General features: G+C 64.2%; 16 protein-coding genes. 5 read left to right on the forward strand and 11 right to left on the reverse strand.

Going from position 1 to position 16,972, the window contains the following annotated elements; genetic code table 11:
- Positions 1 to 4 precede the first annotated feature (4 nt).
- Positions 5 to 730 (reverse strand): hypothetical protein, encoded by a 726-nt coding sequence (locus tag GE253_RS19410; RefSeq protein WP_153205797.1) that lies wholly within the window; start codon positions 728 to 730, stop codon positions 5 to 7.
- Positions 731 to 905: 175 nt separating this feature from the next.
- On the opposite strand from GE253_RS19410, the gene GE253_RS26580 reads away from it, so the two are divergent.
- Complete coding sequence (locus GE253_RS26580; RefSeq protein ID WP_282183246.1) at positions 906 to 1,034, forward strand: hypothetical protein; 129 nt, start codon at positions 906 to 908, stop codon at positions 1,032 to 1,034.
- A 2-nt stretch (positions 1,035 to 1,036) separates the two neighbouring features.
- Here GE253_RS26580 and GE253_RS19415 read toward each other — a convergent pair whose 3' ends face one another.
- Positions 1,037 to 1,489, reverse strand: a complete 453-nt coding sequence (locus tag GE253_RS19415) for a hypothetical protein (protein WP_153205798.1) — start codon at positions 1,487 to 1,489, stop codon at positions 1,037 to 1,039.
- 18 nt (positions 1,490 to 1,507) lie between these two features.
- Positions 1,508 to 2,071 (reverse strand): isochorismatase family protein, encoded by a 564-nt coding sequence (locus tag GE253_RS19420; protein ID WP_153205799.1) that lies wholly within the window; start codon positions 2,069 to 2,071, stop codon positions 1,508 to 1,510.
- A gap of 131 nt (positions 2,072 to 2,202) precedes the next feature.
- On the opposite strand from GE253_RS19420, the gene GE253_RS19425 reads away from it, so the two are divergent.
- The 4 genes from GE253_RS19425 (at position 2,203) to GE253_RS19440 (ending at position 7,439) form a co-directional block, all read left to right on the forward strand.
- Positions 2,203 to 2,451, forward strand: a complete 249-nt coding sequence (locus tag GE253_RS19425) for a hypothetical protein (RefSeq protein WP_153205800.1) — start codon at positions 2,203 to 2,205, stop codon at positions 2,449 to 2,451.
- 237 nt (positions 2,452 to 2,688) lie between these two features.
- Positions 2,689 to 5,304 carry a TonB-dependent receptor gene (locus GE253_RS19430; RefSeq protein ID WP_153205801.1) on the forward strand — a complete coding sequence of 872 codons (2,616 nt, stop codon included), beginning with the start codon at positions 2,689 to 2,691 and terminating at the stop codon, positions 5,302 to 5,304.
- 179 nt (positions 5,305 to 5,483) lie between these two features.
- Positions 5,484 to 6,260: a DeoR/GlpR family DNA-binding transcription regulator gene (locus GE253_RS19435; protein WP_153205802.1), complete on the forward strand. Its 777-nt coding sequence runs from the start codon at positions 5,484 to 5,486 to the stop codon at positions 6,258 to 6,260.
- 30 nt (positions 6,261 to 6,290) lie between these two features.
- Positions 6,291 to 7,439, forward strand: coding sequence for an MFS transporter (locus GE253_RS19440; RefSeq protein WP_153205803.1), 1,149 nt, complete (start codon positions 6,291 to 6,293; stop codon positions 7,437 to 7,439).
- A 17-nt stretch (positions 7,440 to 7,456) separates the two neighbouring features.
- On the opposite strand, the gene GE253_RS19445 is transcribed toward GE253_RS19440, so the two are convergent.
- The 8 genes from GE253_RS19445 to GE253_RS26100 all read right to left on the reverse strand — a co-directional run.
- Complete coding sequence (locus GE253_RS19445; protein ID WP_153205804.1) at positions 7,457 to 8,764, reverse strand: MFS transporter; 1,308 nt, start codon at positions 8,762 to 8,764, stop codon at positions 7,457 to 7,459.
- An 11-nt stretch (positions 8,765 to 8,775) separates the two neighbouring features.
- The gene (locus GE253_RS19450) at positions 8,776 to 10,191 is read right to left on the reverse strand and encodes a coniferyl aldehyde dehydrogenase (RefSeq protein ID WP_173012737.1); all 1,416 of its coding nucleotides are present in this window, start codon (positions 10,189 to 10,191) and stop codon (positions 8,776 to 8,778) included.
- A gap of 116 nt (positions 10,192 to 10,307) precedes the next feature.
- Positions 10,308 to 12,548: a TonB-dependent receptor gene (locus tag GE253_RS19455; RefSeq protein WP_153205806.1), complete on the reverse strand. Its 2,241-nt coding sequence runs from the start codon at positions 12,546 to 12,548 to the stop codon at positions 10,308 to 10,310.
- A 102-nt stretch (positions 12,549 to 12,650) separates the two neighbouring features.
- Positions 12,651 to 13,823: an alanine racemase gene (locus GE253_RS19460; RefSeq protein WP_153205807.1), complete on the reverse strand. Its 1,173-nt coding sequence runs from the start codon at positions 13,821 to 13,823 to the stop codon at positions 12,651 to 12,653.
- A complete protein-coding gene (locus tag GE253_RS19465; RefSeq protein WP_153205808.1) occupies positions 13,816 to 15,219 on the reverse strand; it encodes a D-arabinono-1,4-lactone oxidase in 1,404 nt (467 codons plus the stop codon). Before GE253_RS19465 ends, GE253_RS19460 begins: the two co-directional genes overlap by 8 nt.
- Positions 15,220 to 15,236: 17 nt before the next feature.
- A complete protein-coding gene (locus tag GE253_RS19470; protein ID WP_173012738.1) occupies positions 15,237 to 15,596 on the reverse strand; it encodes a c-type cytochrome in 360 nt (119 codons plus the stop codon).
- A gap of 172 nt (positions 15,597 to 15,768) precedes the next feature.
- Positions 15,769 to 16,407 carry a TetR/AcrR family transcriptional regulator gene (locus GE253_RS19475; protein ID WP_153205810.1) on the reverse strand — a complete coding sequence of 213 codons (639 nt, stop codon included), beginning with the start codon at positions 16,405 to 16,407 and terminating at the stop codon, positions 15,769 to 15,771.
- Between the two features lie 234 nt (positions 16,408 to 16,641).
- Positions 16,642 to 16,972 (reverse strand): hypothetical protein (locus GE253_RS26100; RefSeq protein WP_211101523.1); only part of this gene is annotated, 331 nt, incomplete at its 5' end.

Below are 16,972 nucleotides of genomic sequence, written 5' to 3' on the forward strand. Positions count from 1 at the left end.
CGGATCAGGGGAAGCGGCAGACCTCGCCGGTGACCTCCACAAAGGAACGGGCGCCGGCGCTGACGGTCAGCTTCACTTCTTTGTCCGAGGCGATCAGAGAGTGCTGCAGGGGCAGCACGCCGGAAATCTCCTGCGCCGGAGCATCGCCATTGCTGATGCGCAGGGTGACTGGCTTGGTCGGGTCGTACCAAGCCTCCGGGCTGCCGCCGGCATTGCGGGCCGGCACGCCTTCGCCGGTTACTACCAGGCTGCCATCGGCGAAGGCGACGCTGGTATTGGCCCCGCGATAAATCGGCGTGGGCAGCACGAAGCGCTTGGTTTCCGGCCGGGCACAGGAGCGCGGGTTGCTGGCCTGTTCCAGAAGAAAGGCGATACGTTCCGGCTTCACCCCTTCGGCCAGCTTGCGCGACAGCAATTCCGACAGCCGGGCCAGTTCCCCGCTGGGTACCTCGCGCTGCAGGCGGATTTCCAGCTCCTTGGTCTTCACCTCCAGCGACTGGGCGATCTGCTGCAACTGCCCGGCACGCCGTTCGGCCTTGTCCTTGGCGGCGGTGGCATTGGCCAGTTCTTCCTGCATGGAGCCCTGGCGCGATTTCAACTGTTCGACCCCGACCAGATAGGAGAAGCCGGCCACCCCGCCCAGGACCAGCAACCAAAGCCCCAGCTTGATAATCCGGGCCCAGAAACGGCGGCGATAGCGCCGATGATGGTCATAAAGGCCGTAGCTCATGTCGTCGCCACAATCCGGCTGGGGTGAAACGATAAGGGTGAACCCGCACGGGAACCTAATCAGCCGCTTGGCGAATTACAAGCGGGGTGCGGTGTGGGGCGGCTGGCCCATTGCGCCCGGCGGCCACACCGGCTAATTTCGCCGCCAGCCCTCCCCGTTCAGGAATGCATCGATCATGAGCTTCGCTGTCATCGGTATTTTCATCGCCGCCAGTGTGCTGGCCGGCATCTGCATTGCCGCCATCAAGGCACCGGAAGGCGATGGCGATCATGGCCATGGCCACCATGGGCATGGCCATCACTGAGATCATGCTGACGGGCCGGCGGTTTCACCCGCCGGCCCGATCCTGACGATACGCCAGAAGGTCAGCCCGGCCGCCGCGCCGATCAGGGCGATGGGTGCCAAGGCTATCATTCCGGCGATGCCCCCCATATCGGGAAACCCTGCAAAGGGCAGCGGCACCAAGAACCCGCCCACCGCAGCGCAGCGGCGGGGGGTGAGGGCAACCCGCCTGATCAACAGCGCGAAGATGGTTGCGCCCAGCATCAGCGTCAGCGGGATGGAAAGCCCGGCGGTGAAAGCATAGAGGCGCAGCAGTGCCAGCGCCTTGTCGGGCTCCCACCACCCGCCTTGCCGGTTAAATACGTCAAAAGATTCGTAGACTCCCATGGCCGGGAACACTGCCGCCGCAGATATCGCGCCGGCGGCGAGAAGGCCCTGAAATATCCGGGAACGCCGATAGGTGTTTTCCGTGATCATGGCGAAACTCCCCGACGGTCACTTCACCAGCCGCAGCAACTCCTTGAATTCCGGCCGATCATAGCGCTCCAGCCATTCGAACACCACCATCTCTGCCGTTACCAGTTCAACCCGGTGATGGCGTAGCCGGTCCAGTGCGGCGGCCTTGTCGGACGGGTGGCGGGAGCCGACGGCATCCACCACCACCGCCACCTTCAAGCCCAAGCCTGTCAGGCCCAGGGCCGTCTGCAGCACGCATATATGCGCTTCCGTCCCACAGAGCAGCACGGTTCCCCCGGCGGCGGCCCAGGCCAGGAAATCGCCCTGGTTGCTGGCGGCGAAATGCACCTTGCCGAAACGCAGCGGCACCAGGGTGGCCAGCCGGGCGGTGGTGGGGCCGATGCCGGCCGGGTTCTGTTCCGTGGCGGCCAGGGGAATACCCAGCCGATGTGCGGCGCGGGCCAGCAATTCGCACCGTGCCACCACCTGTTCAGCCCCATCGATGGCGGCCAGCAGCCGGTCCTGCACGTCAATGATGACCAGCCGGCTGTTCCCGGTCAGCACCAGCGGGGTGGGGGCGGAGCGATCGGCGGGGCCTGACATGGGCATGATCCCTTGCTGCAAGGCCGCCATGCGGCGGCAGGGACGGCGCTGTGAGCCGTGTCACTGAGGGCCGGGGAGCCCTGGATTAGGTTTTCAGCAACCTCACCTCCATCTTAACAGGAACCAGGGCCATGCGCCGCTTATCATTGGCGGGCACGGGATTGCTGTTGCTTCTCGGCGCCTGCACCACCACCCCGAATAGCCTCACCGCCTACGCCCCCCTGCAGGTGGCGGACGAACATCCCGGTTTTGCCGGCTGTGCCGCCGCTGTGCAGGCGTCATATCCTGGCGTGCAGGCGGTTGATGCCCGCGTTACCGCCCTGCAGCAGTGCCTGGCCCGCAATCCAGGTGCTGGCCCGCAGGCTATGCGGTTGAGCTGATAAGCGGATTTCCCCTGCGAAAATAGATATTGACAGGTGAAAGAGTGGCGGAAAACCAAGCATATAAAGGTATTCTGTTCAAGCAAGTTTCAAACGATTGCATGGTAATGACGCATTGAAATAAATCTGAAATTTGTCTGCGCAAATATTGTCACGGTTGGGGCCTATAAGCCGGGTTGTCCCGGCGGCCCTTGATGGCCGTGGGGCTGTTGCCAATCCCACCCCACAGGTTGACCGATGCACCGGACTTTCCTGCTGCGCAGCGCTTCTGCGCTGGCGCTTTGCCTTGCCTGCGTCCCGGCCATGACGGCCTTCGCCGATGTCGCCCCCGCGACGGAGGAGATGGAAGAAATCGTCGTCACCGGCACCTATAGCCGCAGCCTGCAGGCCGCCCGCGATGTGAAGCGCAATGCCGACAAGGTGGTGGATTCGGTCTCCTCCGAAGATATCGGCAAGTTTCCCAACCAGAATGTGGCGGAGGCGCTGCAACTGGTGACCGGCATCACCATGACCCGCAGCCGCAGCGAGGGTCTGGATATTGCCGTGCGCGGTCTGGCCTCCAACTTCCAGACCACCCAGCTGAACGGCCGTTCCGTTGCCGTGAACGAGAATGCAGAGAATGGCGGCGTCAATGGCCGCCAGTTCCGCTTTGACGTGCTGCCGCCGGAACTGGTTTCCCGCATCGATGTGGTGAAGTCCCCCACGGCCGACATGAATGAAGGGGCCATCGGCGGCAATATCGATGTGCGCACCGTGCGCCCGTTCGATCTGGGCACCACCGTCAGCGGCACGGTCCAGGGCAGCTATTCCGACCTGCGGGAAAAGACTGATCCGTCGGCCTCCGGCATTGTCTCCTGGGTGAACGACGACAAGAGCCTGGGACTGCTGCTGGCCGGCTCCTACATGAAGCGCTCCGTTCGCCAGGACCGCGAATACAGCACCGGCTTTGAGATCAAGAAGGGCTGGTCCTCCCTGTTCGGCGGCGATACCTGGACGCCGACCCGCATCCGCCCGACCATCGAGCAGGAAGACCGCAAGCGCTACACCGTCGCCGGCGCCCTGCAATGGCAGCCGGACGCGCGCTGGGAAACCAATGTCGATCTGCTGTTCTCCCGTCTGCGCAACGACTATGACGAATACGGCATCGATATTTACCCCGGCGACAGTGCTGCCAAGCCGCGCCCCGGCAGCTTCACCATCAAGAATGGCACCCTGGTGAAGGGCACCTTTGACAATGTTTTCACCATGGCATCGCGGGAAACCTCGGGCCAGCGCCATGACCTTTACGTGGCGGGCCTGAACCAGAAATTCACCAGCGGTGACGGCTGGATCGTGGATATGGATGTCTCCTACTCCAAGGCGCATTCCATCAGCGAAGACCCGATCTCCCGCACCCGGTTGCAGACCTATCTGCCGCTGACCATGGATTTCAGCCGTGGTTACAAGAATGCTTATGATCTGATCACCAGTACCGATCTGAACAACCCGGCCTCCTATGTCGGCCGCCGGCTGGAATATCGGATGCAGGACAGCAACGATACCGATTGGGGCGGGCGTCTGGATGTGACGCGCGAACTGAATATGGGGCCGCTGGCCAGCATCCAGGTGGGTGGCGAATATCGCAAGCGGGAGCGTGATTATTTCCGCCGCGACATCACCAGCAGCGCCGGTGTTGCCAATGTGCCGGGCGGCAGCTTCTCCAGCGATCTGTTCGACAGCTTCCCCTATAGCGACTTCCTGTCCGACTATAGCGGCAATTTCCCGCGCACCTGGCTGGTGCCGGATGGCAAGGCCTTCTTCGCCAAATACTGGAACAAGGCGCTGGAAAGCACGGCGCTGACGGCGGCTGACAAGGCCAACAGCTTCAATGTGCAGGAAGAAATCTGGGGCGGCTATGCCCGCCTGAATATGGAGACGGAGCTGGGCTCCATCCCCGTCAGTGCCAATCTGGGTGGCCGTCTGGTCAATACCCAGCAGATTTCGGCCGGCCATGCCAGCAATGGCACCAATGCCACCCCGGTGCGGTATGAGAAGGACTATACCAAGTTCCTGCCCAGCCTGAACGTCAAGGCCGACCTGACCGACGATCTGGTGGGCCGGTTCAGCGTGGCCCGCGTGCTGACCCGCCCCAACCTGGGCGATATCGCCCCGCGCCTGACCATTTCCAACGATGCCCCCACCGGCAGCGGTGGCAACCCCAACCTGAACCCCTATCTGGCCACCCAGTATGATGCGACGCTGGAATGGTACTTCGCCAAGGATGCGGCGCTGACCGGCGGTGTCTTCTATAAGAAGCTGGACAGCTATATCACGGCCCGCAACACCCAGATCGACGTGCCGGGCCGTGGCGATATCCGTGTCACCACCCTGACCAATGGCGGCGATGCCGAGGTGCGCGGGTTTGAGCTGGCCTATCAGCAGGTCATGAGCTTCCTGCCGGCCCCGTTCGACGGGCTGGGCGTGCAGGCCAATTACACCCATGCCGATGTGAAGACCGAATTCGTCACCGGTACCCGCACCGTGCGTGACCTGCTGCCGGGCCTGTCCAAGGACAGCTATAATTTGGTCGGCTTCTACGAACTGGGGCCGTTCGGTGCCCGCGCCAGTTACTCCTGGCGTAGCGCTTATATGGCTGGTTTCGGTAACGAGGTCAGTTCCGACACCAATGTGGATGATTTCGGCACCCTGGATGCCAGCCTTTCCTATGCTGTCACCGAGAATATCACGCTGACACTGGAAGGCACCAACCTGACCGGGGCCGCCATCTACAACTATGGCAACGACAAGAACCAGCCGCGCGAGATTTATTACTATGGCCGTCGCTATACGGCCGGCGTGCGGGCGAAGTTCTGATCAGGCGTGACGGCGGGCCGCAGCAGATCGGCCCGCCTTTTATGTCATAAGCCGGCCGGTTCATTACCGGTCGGCTTTTTTGCTGTTGAGGCTTGCACGTTTGTGCATGTTTGTCCTTGCTGTTGACCGCGGTTTGAACGATAGTCCGCCCTGACAATGATTGCGATGCGTCCCCTTCCATGGCCAACCTGCCCATCCTGCCCGAAGAACGACACCGTCTGATCCGTCAGCGCCTGGAGGCGCAGGGGCGGGTGCTGGCGGTCGATCTGGCGCGAGACCTCAATATCTCCGAAGATACGATCCGGCGCGATCTGCGCGAACTGGCGGCGCTGGGCCATTGCCAGCGCGTCTATGGCGGGGCGCTGCGCCTGTCGCCGGCATCGGGTGACCTGCAGACCCGACAGCGCCAGAACCCGGAGGGCAAGGCCCTGGTAGCGCGGCGGGCGGTGGGGTTGGTGCAGCCGGGACAGGTGCTGTTCCTGGATGCCGGCAGCACCAACCGCGCCATTGCCGAGGCTTTGCCCGATCATGCCGATTTGACCGTGATTACCAACGCACCGGATATCGCGCTGGCTCTGGCCTGGCGGCCCGGCTTCACGGTCATCCAGGTGGGGGGACTGCTGAACCCGTCTGTCGGGGGTACGCTGGGCGCCCGCGCGGTGCGGGAAGTGGCGGATTATGCCGCCGATCTCTGCTTTGTGGGTGTCTGTGCGGTCTCTGCCGAGGCGGGCCTGCGCTGTTTCGCCCTGGAAGATGCCGAATTCAAACGCGCCGTGATTGCCGCCAGCCGCGCCGTGGCGGTGGCGGTGACGGCGGAGAAGGTGGGAACCGCTGCCTCTTTCCATGTCGCCGATCTGGCTACCATTGATCATCTGATCGTGGGGGGGGATGTGCCGGATGCGGCGCTGGCCCCGTTGCTGGATGCCGGCCTTGCCATTCTTCAGGCTGCCGCCTGACCCTCGACCTGCTTTGTCTTCAGGACCATCATGACTGCGCTTTCTTCCCCGGTTCCCGCCCCCTCAGCCGCTCAATTCGCCACGCGGCTGGTCTTTCTGGTCGCCGGCTTCGGCACGGCGACATGGGCGCCGCTGGTTCCCTTTGCCAAATCCCGCATCGGCATGGATGCCGGCACGCTGGGGTTGGTGCTGCTGGCGCTGGGCGGCGGGTCGATCCTGATGATGCCGCTGGCGGGGCAGTTGGCGGCACGGTTTGGCTGCCGTGCCACCATCATGGTTTCCGGCCTGATTGCCACGGCGATCCTGCCCCTGCTGGCCGTCGCGCCGGATCTCTGGTGGCTGGTGCCGGGCCTGTTCCTGTTCGGGGCCAGTATCGGCACCATGGATGTGGCCATCAATGTGCAGGCCATCATTGTAGAGCGGGATAGCGGCCGGCCGATGATGTCGGGCTTCCATGCCCTGTTCAGCCTGGGCGGCATTGTCGGGGCGGCCGGGATGGCGGCCATGCTGGGGTTGGGCGCTTCTCCGCTGGTGGCGACGCTGACCATGCTGGCGGCCATGATGGCGCTGCTGTTCCTCTCGCAAGGGGGGCTGCTGCCCTATGGCAGCAGGTCCGATGGTCCGGCCTTTGCCCTGCCGCGCGGCATCGTGCTGTTGCTGGGTATTCTCTGTTTCATCAGCTTTCTGGCTGAGGGTGCCATGCTGGACTGGAGTGCCGTGTTCCTGACCGGCGCGCACCAGATGCCGACGGCCTATGCCGGCCTGGGCTATGCTGCCTTTGCCGGGGCGATGACGGCGGGCCGTTTCCTGGGGGACCGCATCGTGCATCGTTTCGGCCCTGTCACCGTCCTGTCGGCCGGCGGTTTCATCGCGGCGCTGGGCTTCATTGTCGCCACCCTGGCCCCGGTCTGGGAACTGGTGCTGGCCGGTTATGCGCTGGTGGGGATCGGCGCGTCCAACATTGTGCCGATCCTGTTCACCAGCGCCGGCCGCCAGCGCACCATGCCGGTGGGTCTGGCGCTGCCGGCCGTGTCAACCCTTGGCTATGCTGGCATCCTGGCCGGTCCCGCCGCCATCGGCTTCGTCGCCCATCTCAGTAGCCTGTCCACGGCTTTTCTGCTGCTGGCCGTCGGTTTGATCGGCGTCGGCGTTGGCGGTCGCTGGCTGCGCCGGCTGTAATATCCGGGGTCATTGCCTCAATCCCCCAGCTTGGGCGCGATGCGGTGCAGGTGGCGCAGGGGCAGCAGACTGGCCAGCAGGATCAGGCCGGGGATGATGGCGAACAGCCAGGGGATGGCGGTCACTGCTTCGGCCGCCTGCGCCACCCCGCCTTCGACATAGCCGACAAGGCCCAGCATCAGGGCGGCCAGCGCGCCGCCCAGCGCCATGCCCAATTTTTCCCCCGCCACCCAGATGCCGGCAAACAGGCCGGCATGGCGGGCGCCGGCGGCTTTGTCCTCTGCCTCCGTCGCCGCCGGCAGCAATGACAGGGGCAGCAATTGCTGTCCGGCCTGCCCGATTCCGGCGGCCAGGGCTGCCAGACAGGCCAGCACGATATTGCCGGTGACGACGCTGAACAGGGCGGCAGAACCGGCGGCACAGACGATAGAGGCCAGCAGATAGGCCCGCATCGCCCCCGCCCAGGCCCGTATCCGCACCCAGACAGGCATGGTCAGGATGCTGCCCGCCGTCATGGCGACGAACAGCACCGATACCATGCTGGCGGGGGCCTTCATCACATGCTGGACGGCATAGGGCAGCAGGGCGGCGCTGACGGCGATAGAAACCATCTGCACCACATAGGAAATCCACAGCCAGCGATAGGCCCGGTTGCCCAACAGATGGCGCAGCGGATGCTGGGTCCGCGGCGCTGGTGCCGGTTTCACCTGCCGGAAACCACGGGCCGCCAGCCCCGCCGTCAGCATCACCAACCCGCCCAGCAGGGCGATCGCCAGCCCCATATGGGCGAAACCCTGCCGTCCGCCGCCATTGCTTTCCACCAGCAGCGGGGCCAGCCCGCCCGCCGTCAGCACGCCGACACCGACAAAGGCCATGCGCCAGGCCACCACGCGGGTGCGGGTGACCGGATCGTCCGACACCTCCCCCGGCATGGTGACAAAGGGGATGGCGAAGATGGAGTAAGCGCTGGTGCAGAGCAGGAAACTGACCGTCACCCAGGCCAGCGTCAGCCGCCAATCATCCAGCACAGGCGGGGCGAACAGCAGGGCGAAGCTGGGCGGAAACAGGCAGGCCCCCACCAGCAGCCAGGGCCAACGTCGCCCGCTTTTCAGGCGTGCCCGGTCGGACAGCAGGCCGACCGTGGGATCGAAGATGAATTCCCAGGCCTTGGGCAACAGCACCGCCAGCCCCGCCCAGGCCGGAGGGACCGCCAGCGTCTCGGTCAGGAAAAACAGCAGCAGCAATTGCGGCGTGACCACGAAACTGGCCGCAGCAATGGAACCGGCGCCATAGGCGGCGGCACGGGCATGGGTGACCTGGGCCATGGGGGTATCCTTCAGCGGCCGATCAGCAGGCGCAGTAATTTCCGATGCAACCCGTTCAAGGGTGGGCGGATCAGCCGGTCGGTGCGGGGGCCGCCCCGCCGGAAGACCGGCTTCAGATGGCTGAAATTGTCGAACCCGTCCCGCCCGTGATAGCGGCCCATGCCGCTGGGGCCGACGCCGCCAAAGGGCAGGTCGTCCACCGCCACATGGATCAGCGTGTCATTGATGCTGACACCCCCTGCATGGGTGCGGGCCAGCACCCGGTCAATCACCCCGCCATCGCGCCCGAACAGATAGAGCGCCAAGGGCCGGTCCCGCCCATTGATCTGGGCCAGGGCCGTTTCCAGATCATCATAGGGGATGATGGGCAGCAGTGGGGCGAACAGCTCCTCCCGCATCAGGGCGATATCCGCCGGTGGATCGATGATGGCGGATGGCACAAGGTCTGAGCCGGGTGGCGGGGCGCAGAGCGGCTCCACCCGCAGGCCCCGGCTTCGTGCCTCCGCCAGCAGGGTTTGGGCCCGCTCCCGGCCGCGCGCGCCGAAAATCACGCTCATCGCCGACGCGCCATTGCGGGCGGGGAAATAGGTGGCAGCACTTTGCTGGATGGCTGTCAGAAATGGTTCCAGTGCCGGACGGGGCAGCAGCACATAATCCGGTGCCACACAGGTCTGCCCGGCATTGGTCAGCTTGCCATAGGCGATATCGGCGGCGGCGGATGCCACATCGGCATCCGGCAACAGCAGGGCCGGCGATTTGCCGCCCAGTTCCAGCGTCACCGGCGTCAGGTTGGCGGCTGCTGCCTGCATCACCATCCGCCCGACACGGGTGGACCCGGTGAACAGTAGATGGTCCAGCGGCAGCCCGGCAAAGCGCATCCCCAGTTCTGGCCCACCGGAAACGCAGGCGGCGACGGTGCCGGGCAGGGCCTGGGCCAGCAGGTCGGCGATCAGGGCCGTGGTGCGCGGGGTCAGTTCCGATGGTTTCAGCAGCACCCGGTTGCCGGCGGCCAGAATGCTGGCCAGGGGACAGAGCGCCAGTTGCAGCGGATAGTTCCAGGGGGCGATTACCCCCACCACCCCCAGCGGCTGGGGTTCTATCCAGGCGCTGCCCGGTTGCAGGGTCAACGGCACCGACCGTCGCCGTCGCTTCATCCAGCCTTTCAGGTGTTTTTTGGCATGGCGCAGGGCGGCGATGGTGACGAAGATTTCCGCAAACAGGGTTTCATGCGCCAAGCGTCCGCCGAAATCCGCATCGATGGCGGCAACAATCTCATCCTGCCGCTTCGCCAGCCCGTCCGCCAAGGCGGTCAGCCACCCGCGCCGGGTGGCGATATCGGGAAACGGATCGGCCTGGGCCGCCGCGCGCAGCCGGGCGAAGGTGGCATCCAGGGTATCGGTTGTGTCCGGAGGGGGTAGGGGCGGCACGGCAGAATTCCTGGCAGGGGGACTAGGGGGGGGGAGGAACAAAAATCTCCCCGCCATCCCAAATATTGCCGGGATGGCGGGGAAGAGAGGGGGGCGGCGGGAAGCAGCCATCCCCCTCAATAGGTCCAGCGCAGATAGGCGCTGACCCGCCGGGGCCGCCCGTAATTCACGGCATCCAGACCGAAACTGCTGAGATTATTGATATCGACGACATAATCCCTGTCGAACAGGTTGGCGACCGTCACCCCGGCACCCATGCCGCCATCACTGGCGGTCCAGCCCAGGGTCAGGTCGGCCAGCCAATAGCCCTTCTGGCTCAAGCGCTCCAGATTGCGGCTGTCGAAATAGACCTTGGAACGGTAGGAGAGATTGGCCGTCAGCGCCAGTTCCCCCACCCCCTCCACCTGTTGCCGGTGGCTGATCGTTCCCGTCAGCGACCAGCGGGGGGAGGAGGGCAGGCGGTTGCCATCCAGATTTTCCCCCTGGGAGATGAAATTTCGGTACTTGGCATCCAGGAAGGCACCGGACAGGCCCAGTTCCAGCCCTGCCAGCGGCAAGGCCGTCAGTTCGAACTCACTGCCCCAGATATGGGCGCTGGCGGCATTGGTGAAGGTCTGCACCGGCAGACCGCCGCGCTGGATCAACTGGAAGACCTGCAGATCCTGGTAATTATAGAAAAAGCCGGACAGGTTCAGCCGCAGCCGGCGGTTCAGCCATTCCGTCTTGCCGCCAATCTCATAGGCATCCAGCGTTTCATCATCATAGGGGGCCAGATCGGCCGGATCGCGCGTATAGCCGCCGAAGAAGCCGCCGCTCTTATAGCCGCGATTATAGCTGGCATAGGCCATGGCATCGTCGGTCAGCTTCAGGGAGGCCGCCAGCCGGCCGGAAACGCTCTCAAAGCTTTTGGCGGCATCCAGGCTGAACAGGTCGATGACCTGCTCCACCGTGCTGCGATAATGGAAATCCTTCTCGTCGCGGGAATAGCGCAGACCAGCCGTCAGGGTCAGCCGGTCGGTGGCCTGGAAATCCACCTGCCCGAAGCCGGCATAGGAATCCGTCGTCTGGCGATAGGGGAAGCCCACGATGGCGACATTATTTTCAATCGACAGACCGGTGGGGTTGGCCGGGGTGGTGAACATCGGGCGCAGGGCGCGCAGCACATCATACTGGCTGTTTGTATGCAGATAATCATGCAGGTAATAAAGCCCGCCGACCGCCTTCACCCGCTCCCATTCCCCTTCCAGCCGCAGTTCCTGGCTGAAATCGCGCTGGGTGGCCAGATATGTGGCTTCCATCAACTGGTTGGGGCTGGCGTCCGTATCCTCCGCATTATTGCGCTTGGCATGGTCATAGGCGGTGATGGAATAAAGCCGCGCTGAGCCCAGATCCCAGCGCAGGTTCAGCGAGGCCCCATAAAGGTCGATCCGATCCTGGCCCTTCAGGTTGTAATCACCGGCATAGGGATCATTATCCGTATCGGTATAGCCCAGCCCATCGACACAGGCCCCGGCTGCGGCCCCCGGTGCGCAGAGCCCGTCGGGGCCGGCTGCGGCCGTATTGATGGGCACCAGCGCGCGGGACTGGGCATAATGGCTGTCCCCCCGATTCTGCCCGCCATGGATTTGCAAAACCGCTTCAAACCCATCGGTGGGTGTCAGCAGGAAACTGGCGCGGCCGGCCCAGCGCTTGGTTCGGTACACATTGTCACTGGTGACACGGTTATAGGTGCGGCCATCATCGCGCTCATAAATGCCGGCAATGCGCATGGCCAGCCGGTCGGCGATGATGGGGGCGTTGCTGGCCGCCTGCAGGGTGACGGCATTATAGCGGCCATAGGAAATCTGTCCCTCGCCGCTGGCATCGAAATCCGGCCGGCGGGTGGTGATGTTGATGGCGCCACCGGTGCTGTTGCGGCCATAGAGCGTGCCTTGCGGCCCCTTCAGCACCTCCACCTGGGCCAGATCGAAGAATTGCCCTGTCTGTGCCAGGGGGGAGGCGACATAGGCGCCGTCGACATAGATGCCGACGGCGCCCGCTGCAGTGGCGTTGAAATCCGCCAAACCGACACCCCGGACAAAGATTTTCGGGTTGGCGGCGGCATCGGTGGTGGTGATCTGCAGGCCGGGTGTCAGCTTGCCCAGATCCTGCACAGTGGCAACCCCCTGATCCAGCAGCGCGTCGCCGGCAATGGCCGTCACGCTGACCGGCACATCCTGCAAATTCTGCTGCCGTTTCTGGGCGGTGACGACGATTTCCTCCAGCATTGCCTCCTGCGCGGCGGCGGGCAGGGCTGTCAGGGCGACGCCGGACAGCAGCAGCATATGAACCTTCGTGATCCCCTTGATCTTCATCATGACCGATACCCCCTGTTAGCCGGCCATTTGTTGGCCGGGCGGCTTTTTGGCCGCGATTGTCAACCGCGCTGTCGCCCGTACCCGCGGGCAGCAGCACGGGTTTCAGGCCGAAACCGGAAAGACCGGCCAGAAGCCTGTGATCTCCCGCCCGTCGAACCGGGCAAGGGGACCGAATTGCAGGAAAACCGCCTCGCTTTGCCGGGGGCGCAGAAACAGCCACTCCCCTGGCCGCAAGGCCGGTCGGTGCGGTCCCAGCCAGCATTCCTGGTTGCTGGAGGGGCCGAACAGGGCGCTGCGGCGCAATCCTGGTGGTGACACCGGGTTGGCCAGCCAATGGCCGCCATGGATGAATTGTGCCTGTGCCCGCCCCCCCAGCCAGGCGAGTTTCCCCAGCCCCGGTGCCAGCGCCGGCCAGGCGGTTTTCAGCACCGGGGTGGCGATGAAACAGGCCGGTTGGTGATGAGCCAGCGTGTCCAGATCGAAATCCCCCGGCTTCACGAAGGCGGAGCCGATGGCCACCTCATTGGCGATACTGCCCTTGGCGTGCAGGACATAGGTAGGGCTGCCGGCACTGTTCAGGATCAGCGGCCCCGGCCCCAGACGCTGCCGCAGCACCGCCACCATTTGCCGGTAAAGCCGCTGGCTGGCCGCCAGCGCGTGGCGGCGCAGTCCCAGGGCTGTGGGCAATTTGGCGATGTGCGGGTCATAGCCCATCATTCCGGTCACCTGGGTGCCGGGCGCCACCTGATCCAGCAGGGTGGCCAGCGTCGACAGGTCGGCAACGCCGCCGCGATGCAGCCCCACATCAATTTCAATATTGATGCGCAGGTGGATGCCCCGTGCCGCTGCCATCCCCTGATAATCCGCCAGCCGCTGCGGCGTATCGATCAACCAATGGGGGCCGGGATCGTCGGCCCCCACCGTGTCGTAATAGGCCGCCGCCGCCGCCACTGGCAGCGGCTTGCCCAGCAGCAGGTCGGCCCCCGGCTCCAGCCGTCGCATCTCCAGCACCATGGAGCGGTTGAACACCATGTAGCGATCCGTGCCCAACTGCTGCGCGATCAGCCGCAGCAGATCGGCACAGGGCAGCGACTTCACCACCAGCCGCACCGCCGGCCCATCGCCAAGCGTGCTGGACACGGCGGCGATATTGGCCGCCAGCCGCGCCTCATCCAGCACCAGCACCGGCTCCGCCAGCCCGGCCCGGTGCAATGCCGCTGAGAGGGCGGCGAAATAGGCGTCGTGGGCGGGCGCGGTGTCGAGCTGTTCAGCCATGCCCCATGATCCCGCGCAGGTAATCATTGAGGAAACGGCCTTCGGGATCGACCTCTTGTCGCAGGGCGACGGCATCATTGAAGCGGGGGTAGAGGCTGGCGAAATCAGCCCCAGTCAACCGGTTCAGCTTGCCCCAATGCGGCCGTCCCTCATATCGGCGCAGGATCGGTTCAACGATTTCAAAAAGGAAATCATACTGATCCTTGTAATAGGCATGGACAGCGATGGAACCCGTCATCCGCCCCTGGAAGGGGGACAGCCAGGCATCATCCGGCGCTATGACCCGCGCCTCGATGGGGAAGAACACATCGTTGCGCGCACCTTCGATGGCGGTGATCACTTCCCGCAGGGCTTGCGGCTGGGCATCCAGTGGCAGGTGGAATTCCATCTCGTTGAAGCGCACCGGGCGTTCGTTGGATAAAAGCCGCCAGCTTTCATCCACCACCCGCTCCGGCGCCAGCCCGCTCAGCACCTGCCGGGCCAGCCGGCGGCGCAGGCCCGGCGACCAGCCCAGCCAGTCGCGCAGGCGCTTCAGATCCAGCAGCGCCTCATTATCCTGGGCCGGGGGGCGCGGGGTGGCCGGCGCATCCGTCTCATCATGGCTGATGACGGCGCTCATGTCGGTGAAGGGTAGATAATAGAATTCGACATTGCGGTGCTTGGCCCGCAGGGCTGGCCATTCCGCCAGCGTCTGTTCCAGCGGCTGCACCCAGACATTCCGGTCCACCCGGCGCAGCGGGCTGTTGCGCAGTGTCACCTGGGTGACGATGCCAAAGGCACCCAGCCCCACCCGCGCAGCCTGGAACAGTTCGGCATTCTGCGCCGCGTCGCAATCCAGCACTTCCCCCCGGCCGGTGACGATGCGCAGGGCGGTGACATTGCCATGCAGCGCCGGCAGGCTGGCGCCCGTACCATGCGTGCCGGTGGCCAGCGCGCCGCCCAGCGATTGCTTGTTGATATCGGGCAGGTTGGGCATTTCCTGGCCGATCCCGGCCAGGGCCGCCCCCAGATCGGCCAGCCGCGTGCCCGCCCGCACCGTGGCACTCAGGCTAGCTGCATCATGCGCCACCAGCCCGGCCATCCGGTCCAGCGTCACCAGCGTGCCTGGTGTCGGCACCAATGGCATGAAGGAATGGCCGGAACCCACGGCGCGGAGGGGACCGGGTGCATTCCGCACCAAGTCGGCCAATTCCCCTTCATCCGCCGGGGCCGCCCGTTGCTGCGGATAGGCGGACTGGATGCCGGACCAGTTGCGCCATAGCAACCGCCCCTGTGCGTCCTGCCCTGGCGGGATGGGCGGTTCAGGCTGCTGCCCGACGCGGGAAGCGGCCCAGGTGCCACCGCCCAGTGTCGCGGCTCCCGCCATTAGCCAAAAAAGTGAACGCCGTGACAGCATGGATCAGGGCTCCTGTTTCAAGGGGCGGCGGGCGGCTGGCTCATGAAGCGGATCAGCGCCTCATAATCGGCTGTGGTGCAGGCGAAGCATTGGCCGCCCGCCGGCATTCCGTTCAGCCCCTGCACAACATTCTGTAAAAGGGTGGGCATTCCTTTGGCCAGCCGGGGTTGCCACTGGCTGACCATGCCCGTCTGCGGCGCACCGCTGTCGGGCATGGTGTGGCAGGCCATGCAGGCGGTGGCGTAGATCTCCGACAAGTGCGGATTGTCCGGCCGCAGGGCGGCGATGGTGGCGGCATCCGGCACCGGTGCTGTCCTCTCACAACCGCCCAGCAGGATCAGCAAATTCAGGCAAAGCAGGCCCCGCAGCGCCCACACGCTCGATCTTCTCGGCATGGCACCCACGATAGCGATCAGTTTGAAGGATGAACGTTAGCGTCAACTAACTTTACAAGTTAGTGATAGCTAATATGCTGGGCCGATGCAAGCGCCTTTTACCGCCCTTCATCAAAAAGGGCGGTTGGCGTGGCGGGGGATGATCAGCGGGTGTTTACAGGGCGTTGCGCAGGCCGCCGACCCACATCCGGGTCAATCCCCGGCACAGGGCTTCCGGACTTTGATGGGCATCTTCCAGCGCCAGCTCAATGACACTATAGCCCGCCTCCACGGCGATGCGGCTGCGCAGCCGCAATTCTACCGGATCGGCCTGCGGCAGAAGCGGCTGGATGGCTTCCATGATGCGGTCCGTCACCCATTCATGGGAATCCAACCGCACATTGGCCAGCGACGGCACGGCCCGCAGGGCCCGCATGATCCAGACAGCCCCGGGCACCTCTGCGGTCACCCGGATCGAGTCCAACAGGAAATCATAATGGGCTTCGATCAGCTTCTCATATCCACCGCCATGCTGGGCCAGCCAGGTCTCCAGCACCCGATTCTGGCGGATCATCAGATCCTCGCCCAAGGCGGCCAGCAGCTCGTACTTGTCCTTGAAATGGCGGTAGAAGATGGGAGGAGTCACACCGGCGCGCGCTGCCACCAGATTGGTGGAGATACGCTCAATCCCCACCTCGCCCAACAACTCGGCCCCCGCCTGCATCAGGCGAAGCCGCGTCGCCTGGGCGCGCGGCGACAGCCGCTCACTATCCGGCCCGCTGTCATTTGGGGAGGGGAGGGGAGGGAGAACCATACTGCCTGTTCTTTTATAGAGGGGGAGACTGCCGCACCCTGATCGAACGGGAGATAATGTGACCAAGCAGATAATTCAATCCGCCACACTGACCGGAAAAGCCAGCTATGCGAAAGATTGGATCGTCTCCCCCTGCCCAAGCCCGGTTTTCGGGCTTACATTGGTTTGGTCACGGGGATGCAACGGGTCGTTCATTTTTCCTCAAAAAACCCTTGCATCCATTTTAGCATACGACTATACAGCGCCTCCCACGACGTTGGGCCGGTTGGTTTGGCAGTTGTGGGGTTGGGTGGTGGTGGTTTTGGCCAGTATCATCCAAGGTTCTTTGAAGGCTTCGGCCTTCGGACAAGTGGAATGATCTATCGTGCTGTTGGGTGAGGTGTTCGCCAGACTTTGTTCTGGTGGGTGTTTTGCTTGATGGTCCGTTGGCCGGATTGCTTCTGTACTTTTTGTAGCGCTGTTGCGCTGCGGAGAAAAAAGTTCAGGACGGTGAAAAAAACGGTTGACGGGTTGGTTGGAGGTGTTTAGAAAGCGCTCCACCAACGACGGCGGCGCCGCTGCCGAC

It is taken from the genome of Niveispirillum sp. SYP-B3756, assembly GCF_009495745.1.
Lineage (GTDB): Bacteria > Pseudomonadota > Alphaproteobacteria > Azospirillales > Azospirillaceae > Niveispirillum.

Bases quoted from the DNA above. Each gene is read 5' to 3' on its own strand.
- GE253_RS19410 (WP_153205797.1), bottom strand. From the start codon at position 730: ATGAGCTACGGCCTTTATGACCATCATCGGCGCTATCGCCGCCGTTTC.
- GE253_RS19435 (WP_153205802.1), top strand. From the start codon at position 5,484: ATGGCCAACCTGCCCATCCTGCCCGAAGAACGACACCGTCTGATCCGT.
- GE253_RS19475 (WP_153205810.1), bottom strand. From the start codon at position 16,407: ATGGTTCTCCCTCCCCTCCCCTCCCCAAATGACAGCGGGCCGGATAGT.
- GE253_RS19465 (WP_153205808.1), bottom strand. From the start codon at position 15,219: ATGCTGTCACGGCGTTCACTTTTTTGGCTAATGGCGGGAGCCGCGACA.
- GE253_RS19455 (WP_153205806.1), bottom strand. From the start codon at position 12,548: ATGATGAAGATCAAGGGGATCACGAAGGTTCATATGCTGCTGCTGTCC.
- GE253_RS19425 (WP_153205800.1), top strand. From the start codon at position 2,203: ATGCGCCGCTTATCATTGGCGGGCACGGGATTGCTGTTGCTTCTCGGC.
- GE253_RS19430 (WP_153205801.1), top strand. From the start codon at position 2,689: ATGCACCGGACTTTCCTGCTGCGCAGCGCTTCTGCGCTGGCGCTTTGC.
- GE253_RS19415 (WP_153205798.1), bottom strand. From the start codon at position 1,489: ATGATCACGGAAAACACCTATCGGCGTTCCCGGATATTTCAGGGCCTT.
- GE253_RS19420 (WP_153205799.1), bottom strand. From the start codon at position 2,071: ATGTCAGGCCCCGCCGATCGCTCCGCCCCCACCCCGCTGGTGCTGACC.
- GE253_RS19440 (WP_153205803.1), top strand. From the start codon at position 6,291: ATGACTGCGCTTTCTTCCCCGGTTCCCGCCCCCTCAGCCGCTCAATTC.
- GE253_RS26580 (WP_282183246.1), top strand. From the start codon at position 906: ATGAGCTTCGCTGTCATCGGTATTTTCATCGCCGCCAGTGTGCTGGCC.
- GE253_RS19445 (WP_153205804.1), bottom strand. From the start codon at position 8,764: ATGGCCCAGGTCACCCATGCCCGTGCCGCCGCCTATGGCGCCGGTTCC.
- GE253_RS19460 (WP_153205807.1), bottom strand. From the start codon at position 13,823: ATGGCTGAACAGCTCGACACCGCGCCCGCCCACGACGCCTATTTCGCC.